The sequence below is a fragment of the Streptomyces albiaxialis genome, assembly GCF_039530985.1.
Classification (GTDB): Bacteria; Actinomycetota; Actinomycetes; order Streptomycetales; family Streptomycetaceae; genus Streptomyces; species Streptomyces albiaxialis.
Window position 1 is genome coordinate 1,061,253 of record NZ_BAAAPE010000013.1, and the last position, 8,208, is coordinate 1,069,460.

An 8,208-nucleotide genomic window follows, 5' to 3' on the forward strand; every position below is an offset into this window, starting at 1 on the left:
AGGTCAGAAAGCCCAACGCCGACTGGACTCGCCGTGCCCCGTTTCAGCGTGATCGTCCCCGTCCACAAGGTGCAGGCGTATCTGCACGAGTGCCTCGACTCCGTCCTCCTCCAGTCCTTCACCGACTTCGAGCTGATCGCCGTCGACGACCACTCCCCCGACGGCTGCGGCCCGATCCTGGACGCCTACGCGGCCGACGACCCCCGCGTCACCGTGCTGCACCTGCCGGAGAACGTCGGCCTGGGCCGGGCCCGCAACCGGGGCACCGCGCGCGCCAGGGGCGACTACCTGCTCTATCTCGACAGCGACGACACCCTCACGCCCGGCGCCCTCCAGGCCGTCGCCGACCGGCTCGACGCGACCGGCGACCCCGAACTGCTGGTCTACGACTACGCCCGTACGTACTGGGACGGCACCGTCGCCCGCAACGCCCGGGCCGACCTGGTGACCGAGCGCGTCGAGGGCTCCCCCGAGGTCTTCCGGCTCGTGGACCGGCCGGAGCTGCTGCGGCTGCTGGCGGTCGCGTGGAACAAGGTCTACCGCCGCGACTTCGTCGCCCGCCAGGGGCTGTCCTTCCCGCCGGGCTACTACGAGGACACGCCCTGGACGTTCCCCGCGCTGCTGACCGCCTCCTCGATCGCCACGCTCGACCGCGTCTGCGTGCACTACCGGCAGCGCCGCAGGGGCAACATCCTGTCCACGACGAGCCGCCGCCACTTCGACGTGTTCGCGCAGTACGACCGGGTGTTCGCGTTCCTGGACTCGCGTCCCGGGCTGGAGCGGTGGCGCCCCGTGCTCTACCGCAGGATGACCGACCATTTCGCCGCCATCCACAACAGCCCGGAACGGCTGCCCCGTCCGGCGCGGGCCGAGTTCTTCCGGATCAGCCGCGCCTACTGCCGCCGCTACCGCGCCGCTCCCGCCGCGACCTGCCCCCCGCAGCCCGCGCGGCTGCGGCTGCGCCGCCTGCTGGTGCGGCTCGGCACACACCGCACGTTCCGGCTGCTGTCCCGCGCCAGCAGGCTGCGCGCGTTCCTGATGGCCCGTGCCCGCGCGGTCCACGCGTTCGCCCGCAGGGCGGCCCTGCGCGTCCACTACGCCCTCCAGCGCAGCCGTCCCCTCGATGACTCGCTGGCCGTCTTCTCGGCCTACTGGAACCGTGGTTACGCGTGTAACCCCGCCGCCATCGAGGCCAAGGTGCGCGAACTGGCCCCGCACATCCGTACCGCCTGGATCACCACCCCCGAGCACGCCCATACGCTCCCGCCGGGCGTACAGCGGCTCAACCCGGGCTCCCCCGCCTTCTGGTCGGCGCTCGCCCGCGCCCGCTACCTGGTGAGCAACACCAACCTGACGCAGGCCTACGTCAAGCGCCCGGGCCAGCTCCACCTCCAGACCCACCACGGCACGCCCCTCAAGTCGATGGGCCTCGACCTGCGCCACTACCCTGCGGGCGCCGACGGCATGGACTTCGCCAAGCTCCTGCAACGCGCGGACCGCTGGGACTACAGCCTCTCCTCCAACCCGCACTCCACGCTCGTGTGGGAGCGGGCGTACCCGGCGGCGTACACCACGCTGGAGTTCGGCTATCCCCGCAACGACGTGTTCCACACGGCGACCGCCGAGGACGTCGCGCGACTCCGTGCCGAGCTGGGCATCCCCGCCGGCGCGACGGCCGTCCTGTACGCGCCGACCCACCGGGACTACCGGCGCGGCTGGCGGCCCCATCTGGACCTGGCCCGCGTCGCGCGCCTGCTGGGGCCCGGCTTCGTGCTGCTCGTACGGCCGCACTACTTCTACGACGGCGAGCCGGAGGGCGAGCTGCCGGACGGGGTGCTGGACGTCTCGCGGCACCCCTCCGTCGAGGACCTGTGCCTCGCCTCGGACGCGCTGGTCACGGACTACTCCTCCCTGATGTTCGACTACGCCAACCTGGACCGCCCCCTCGTACTGCACGCCCCGGACTGGGAGACCTACCGGGCGGCGCGCGGCACGTACTTCGACGTCACCGGGACCCCGCCGGGCCCCGTCGCGCGCACCGAGGACGAGCTGGTCGACCTGTTCGCCACCGGCGCCTGGAGGGGCCCGCACGCGCGGGAGCTGCGGACCGCGTTCCGGGAGCGGTTCTGCCCGTACGACGACGGCCGCGCCGCCGAACGCGTCGTGCGCCATCTCTTCCTCGGCGAGCCCCTCGCGGCCCTGCCGATGCCCGTGCCGCCCGCCGAGCGGAGCCCCGCGCCCGCGTTCGTGCCGCCCGTTCCCGGCGTCCCCCCGGCCGAAGGAGGATCATGCCCCGCTTCAGCGTCGTCGTCCCCGCTTTCCAGGTCCAGGGCTATGTGAGGGAGTGTCTGGACTCGGTGCTCTCGCAGCCGTTCGGCGACCTCGAGGTGATCGGCGTCGACGACTGCTCGCCGGACGGCAGCGGGCGGATCCTCGACGAGTACGCGGCGCGCGACCCGCGCGTGCGGGTACTGCACCTGCCGCAGAACGCGGGCCTGGGGCGGGCCCGCAACACCGGGGTGGCGCACGCGACGGGCGAGTACCTGCTCTTCCTGGACAGCGACGACACCCTGCTGCCCGGCTCGCTGGCCGCGATCGACCGCCATCTGCGCGCCTGCGGCGATCCGGACGTGCTGGTCTTCGACCACCAGCGCTCGTACTGGTGGGGCGAGATCCGGCCCAGCATGTTCGCCGAGCAGCTCGCCGCGACGGGCACCCAGACGTACACGGTCGCCGAACGGCCCGACCTGCTCACCCTCTTCCACGTCGCCTGGAACAAGGCGTACCGGCGGGACTTCTACCTGCGCGAGGGCCTCGCCTTCGAGCCGGGCCTGTACGAGGACGCGCCGCTGGCCAACGAGGCGATGATCTGCGCTCGTTCCATCGGCTGCCTCGCGCGCGTCTGTGTCGACTACCGCCAGCGCTACCAGGGGGCCATCACGCGCTCGCCGGGCAGGCGGCACTTCGACATCTTCCCGCAGTACGCCTCGCTCTTCGCGTTCCTGGACCGGCGTCCCGGGCTGGAGGCGCACCGGCCGCTGCTGTTCGAGCGGATGATCTCGCACTACCTGTTCTGCCTGCGCCGCACCGAACGCGTGCGCCCCGCGGACCGGCGCGCGTACTTCCGGCGGGCGGTGGCCGACTACCGGCGGCACGTTCCGCCGGGCTTCCGCCCGCCCTCGGGCGCGGCGCGGGACTTCCGGCTGCTGGCCCGGGGGTCGTACGCCCTGTTCGCCGCGCGCGAGGGGGCGCGCCGGGCCGCGGGGAGGGCGCGGCGGCGGTACGGGCGGCTGCGGAGCGTCCTGGGCCGGCACGTCCACCGCGCGTACTACGCCTTCCAGCGGCGGCTGCCGCTCCGGCCCGACCTCGCCGTCTACTCCGCGTACTGGGACCGGGGCGTGGCCTGCAACCCCGCCGCCGTCCACGCCAAGGCGCGCGAACTCGCCCCGCACATCAAGGGCGTGTGGGTCGTACGCCCCGGGGCCGCCGCCTCCCTGCCGCCCGGGACCGACCACGTACGGCCCCGGTCGCGCCGCTACTGGCAGCTCCTTGCACGCGCGACGTACTTCGTCAACAACGTCAACTTCCCCGACCACTTGGTCAAGCGCCCCGGACAGCGCCATGTGATGACCCACCACGGCACGCCCCTGAAGTCGATGGGCCTCGACCAGCAGCCCTACCCGGCCGCCGCCGCGCGGACGGACTTCGCCGGGATGCTGCGCCGCGCGGACCGCTGGGACTTCAGCGTCACCTCCAACCCGCACTCCGCCGAGGTGTGGGACCGCGTCTTCCCCTGCCGTTACGAGGACCTCCCGGCGGGCTATCCGCGCAACGACCGTCTCGCGACGGCCACTCCGGAGGAGACGGCCCGCATGCGCGCCCGTCTGGGCATCCCGGAGGGCCGTACGGCACTGCTGTACGCGCCGACCATGCGGGACTACCGCAGGGGCTATGTGCCCCGCCTCGACCTGGAACGGCTGTGCGCGGCGCTGGGCGAGGAATGGACGGTCCTGGTGCGCACCCACTACTACTACGGGCGCGACCGGACGCTGCGCGAGCTGCACGACCGGGGCCTGGTCACCGACGTCTCGCGGCACCCGTCCGTCGAGGACCTGTGCCTCGCCTCGGACGCGCTGGTCACCGACTACTCCTCCCTGATGTTCGACTACGCCGTCCTGGACCGCCCCGTGGTGATCCACGCCCCCGACTGGGAGACGTACCGCGACAGCAGGGGCGTCACCTTCGACCTGCTCTCCGGCCGGCCCGGGGAGACGCCGGGAGCCACGGCCCGTACGGAGGACGAGCTGGCCGGGGTGTTCCTCTCGGGCGCCTGGCGCGGCCCGGAGGCGGAGGAGCTGCGGTCCGCGTTCCGGGCACGGTTCTGCCCGTACGACGACGGACGTGCCGCCGAACGCGTCGTACGGCGCGTCCTGCTGGGCGAGGCACCGGAGACGCTGCCCCGGCCGGAGCCGGGACCGACCCGGCCGGAACCCGGATCGACCCGATCGGGTGAACGGAAGGACGATCCGGACGACGACGGTCAACTGGTCCCCTCCGCCCCCTAGTTGTCTTGTCAGTAGCGGAACGGTCAGGGATGATCGCTCCTCGTGACGGACGGGGCACGGTCGGGGGATCTGGTGGCGGGCCGCTACCGGCTGCTCGAACCTCTGGGGTCCGGCGGCATGGGGCGCGTCTGGAAGGCGCACGACCAGCGGCTCGACACCCATGTGGCGGTCAAGGAGCTGTGGCTGCATCTGGGCATGCCGCCCGAGGAGCGGGCCGACCGGCTGCGGCGCGCCGAGTTCGAGGCGCTCAGCGCGGTCAAACTGCGCGACCATCCGCACGTCGTCACCGTCCATGACGTCGTCGTCGAGGACGAGCGCCCCTGGATCGTGATGCAGCTCGTCGACGGCGGCACCCTCCACGAACGGCTGGCCAAGGGCCCGCTCTCGACGGCCGCGGGGCGGCGGCTGGCCGCCGCGCTGCTCGACGCGCTCGACGGCGCGCACCAGCAGGGCATCGTGCACCGCGACGTGAAGCCCGCCAACGTGATGGTCACCAAGGACCGGCAGATCCTCCTCACCGACTTCGGGATCGCCGCCCCCGAAGCCGGTCCGAGCCTGACCACCACCGGCGCCGTCATCGGCTCCGCGCCGTATCTCGCGCCCGAACGGGCCCAGGGCCGCAAGGCCCGCCCGGCGAGCGACCTCTTCTCGCTCGGGGTGACCCTGTTCGAGGCGCTGGAGGGCGTCTCGCCCTTCGAGCGCGACTCGCCCGCGGCGTCCCTGCACGCCGTCGCCTACGACGAGGCGCCGCCGATGCGGCGCGCGGGCATCCTCGAACCCCTCGTCACGGAGCTGCTGGACAAGGACCCGGACACCCGCGCCACCGTCGCCAGGGCCCGCGAACTGCTCCCGTCGAAGCGTGCCGCCAACGGCAAGGAGACCACGGGGCCTCCGCCGGGGGGCGGGGGCGGGCAGCAGCCCCCGAAGAAGACCCGCAAGCAGACCTCGGTGCACTCCCCGCCCAAGACGACGCGCCTGTCCGCCGTCGTCAAGGTCAGGAACGAGGGCACCGTCCCCGTCGACGTCCTCATCAGCGGACGGGACCTCGGCGAGGTCCGCCCGGGCACGACCGGCACCTTCAAGGCCGAACCCGGCGTCCGTACGGTGCAGGTGCGGAGCCGGGGGATCAAGACGGATCCCTGGGCACTGCGGCTGAAGGACGGCGGAACGGTCCTCCTCCGGGCGCGGGAGGACGGCAAGAGGCCGCAGCTCGGCCACGCGAACGGCTCGGCGCAGGCACCGAAGGGGAAGGCGAACGCCCAGGCCAAGCCGAAACCGAAGCCCAACGCGAAGCCCAACGCGAAGCCGAGCCCTCAGCCGAAGCCGAAGCCGAAACAGCAGGCCGCGAAAGCCGCACCGGCGAAGAGCGGCGCCTCGTCCGGCAACGACGCGGCCGTGGGCTGGGGCATCGTCGTCGCCGCACTGGTCCTCGGACTCGTCCTCTACGGCGAGAACGCGTCCTTCTCCGGATGGGTCAGCCACTTCCTGAACGGCTCCGTCACGAAGGCCGAGAGCGGAGACTGCGTCTACTTCGACGACTACCAGGAGGGCGAGGGCGACGACGTGAAGTACACCCGCGAATGGGTCGAGGTCCCCTGCTGGTCCGCCGCCGCCCAGTACGAGGTGAACAACGTCGTGTCCGCCGCCTCACGGATCGGCTCCACCACCGGCACAGCCCCGCGCTCGCCCTGTCTCGGCATGCGGGAGATAGCGGCCGGCGGCCTCACTCTCTGCGCGACGCCCAAGTAGCCGCGCGGCCCGGTGCACCCTCCTCGGTCCGCTCCGCCCGGCCCGAGGAGCGCGCGAAGGCGTTCGGGATCTGGGGCGCCATCACCGCCGCGGGAGGCGCGCTCGGGCTGCTGGCGGGCGGGGCGCTGACCGACTACCTGGACTGGCGCTGGTGCCTGTACATCAGCGTCCCGCTGGCCCTGGTGTCCGTGCTCGGCGGGTCCGCGCTGCTGACCGAGTCGCGGCGCGAGGACAAGGCCCGGTTCGACATCCCCGGCGTGCTGCTGGTGACCACCGGGCTGGTGGCGATCGTCTACGGCACCACACAGGCGGAGTCCGACGGCGGATGGGGCTCGGCAACGGTGATCGGCCCGCTGGCCCTCGGCGCAGCGCTGCTCGTCGCGTTCGCCGTCGTCGAACGGCGGGTGCCGCAGCCGCTGCTCCCGCCGCGCGTGATGGCGAACCGTACGCGCGGGGCGCCTACCTGGGCGTGGGGCTGGCCTTCGTGGCGATGCTCGGGACGTTCCTCTTCATGACGTACTCCTGCTCGCCTCCGGCCTGCCGTGGGTCCTCACGGCCGCCTCCTGGGCCGCGGGGATCCTCCTGGCGGGGGCGCTGCTCGTCGCCGTCCTGATGAACACCCCGCGTCCCCGGCCGTCCAAGGACGCTTCCACAGCCGCGTCCACGCCCACGGAGAACCCCGTGAAGGACTCCGTGGAGGGCTCCGCGGCCGGCACGCGCTAGACCGGCTGCCGGTCGCCCTTACGTCCGCCCCGGGCGCCCCGTACGGGTGCGAGGAGCCACCGCACCAGCGAGAAGCCCTCCTCCGCCACGGCGGCGCGCGGGGTGCGCTCGGGGTCGCTGAGGATCTCCTCGCACAGCGCTTCCGTCGCGCCCCGCCAGGCCAGCTCCAGGGTGCGTCTGCGGCGCTCGTCCAGCCGTTCCAGCACGCCGTCCCCGTACGTCCCGATCAGCCGCGCCGCGCCCGTGACGACACGTTCCCGTACATCCGGGCCGAGCGCGGGAAAGCCGGCGCCGAAGAGCTGGAACAGCTCCACATGGAAGTGGCGCCGGTGGAAGCCCGTGCGCAGCGGGCCCGGCTCCAGGAAGCGGGTCGTCGTCTCCAGGAGCTTCGCCGCGCAGCGCAGCCGGGTCTCGGGGCCCGCGCGGAAGGTGATGTTGCTGGAGTCGGCGCGGCGTACGGCGAAGTAGTAGTCCTGGTCGGCCAGTACGGAGATACGGCGGGCCCGGAAGCACGCCTCCATGACGAAGGGCTGGTCGCTGAAGGCGGGCATGTCCTCATCGTAGCGGATGCGGTTCCGTTCGACCATTTCGCGGCGGAACAGCTTGGTGTTGGACAGCGCCCAGGGCAGCCCGTCGCCCACCAGACGGATGGCGGGAGAGGTCTGCTTGAAGACGCCCGTAGGGACGGTCCGTTCGCCGATGGCGGCCATCTTGCACAGGAGCACGTCGGAGCCGTACCGGTCGGCCATGGCGACCATCCGTTCCAGCGCGTCCGGTGCCAGATGGTCATCGGCCCCGAGGAAGAAGACGTACCGTCCGCAGGCCAGTTCGAGCCCTCTGTTGCTGGGGGAGGCGGGACCGCCGGAGTTGGGCTGGCGCACCACGGTGAACAGCCCGGGGTGGAGCTGCGCGAAGCGCTCGATCTCGGCCGTGCTCCCGTCGGTCGAGCCGTCGTCGACGACCACGACCTCCATCCGGCGCTCCCCGAGCGTCTGGGCGGTGAGCGAGGCGAGGCAGCGGGTGAGGTACGGCATCGTGTTGTAGACGGCGACGACGACGCTGACGTCGGGAGTGGTCACGGCGTGCTCTTCTCTCTGGTCCGATGACGTTTCACAGGGTCGGCACCGCAGGAGAGGAAGCGTCGTCGGAGCGTGCGCCCGTACCGCCGTCC

At 72.6% G+C, this 8,208-nt stretch carries 5 protein-coding genes; 4 read left to right on the forward strand and 1 reads right to left on the reverse strand.

What is annotated here, in order from left to right; translation table 11 throughout:
• The first annotated feature begins 33 nt into the window (after positions 1–33).
• From ABD343_RS28420 to ABD343_RS28435, 4 genes are all read left to right on the forward strand, one after another.
• Entirely contained in the window at positions 34–2,340 is a 2,307-nt protein-coding gene (locus ABD343_RS28420) for a bifunctional glycosyltransferase/CDP-glycerol:glycerophosphate glycerophosphotransferase (protein WP_344532181.1), read from the forward strand.
• Complete coding sequence (locus tag ABD343_RS28425; RefSeq protein WP_344532182.1) at positions 2,289–4,565, forward strand: bifunctional glycosyltransferase/CDP-glycerol:glycerophosphate glycerophosphotransferase; 2,277 nt, start codon at positions 2,289–2,291, stop codon at positions 4,563–4,565. Before ABD343_RS28420 ends, ABD343_RS28425 begins: the two co-directional genes overlap by 52 nt.
• 42 nt (positions 4,566–4,607) lie before the next feature.
• Positions 4,608–6,314: a serine/threonine-protein kinase gene (locus ABD343_RS28430; RefSeq protein ID WP_344532183.1), complete on the forward strand. Its 1,707-nt coding sequence runs from the start codon at positions 4,608–4,610 to the stop codon at positions 6,312–6,314.
• Positions 6,315–6,394: 80 nt separating this feature from the next.
• On the forward strand, positions 6,395–6,829 hold the full coding sequence (locus ABD343_RS28435) for a hypothetical protein (protein ID WP_344532279.1): 435 nt from the start codon (positions 6,395–6,397) through the stop codon (positions 6,827–6,829).
• A gap of 204 nt (positions 6,830–7,033) precedes the next feature.
• On the opposite strand, the gene ABD343_RS28440 is transcribed toward ABD343_RS28435, so the two are convergent.
• Positions 7,034–8,116 carry a glycosyltransferase family 2 protein gene (locus tag ABD343_RS28440; RefSeq protein ID WP_344532184.1) on the reverse strand — a complete coding sequence of 361 codons (1,083 nt, stop codon included), beginning with the start codon at positions 8,114–8,116 and terminating at the stop codon, positions 7,034–7,036.
• Between the last annotated feature and the right edge of the window lie 92 nt (positions 8,117–8,208).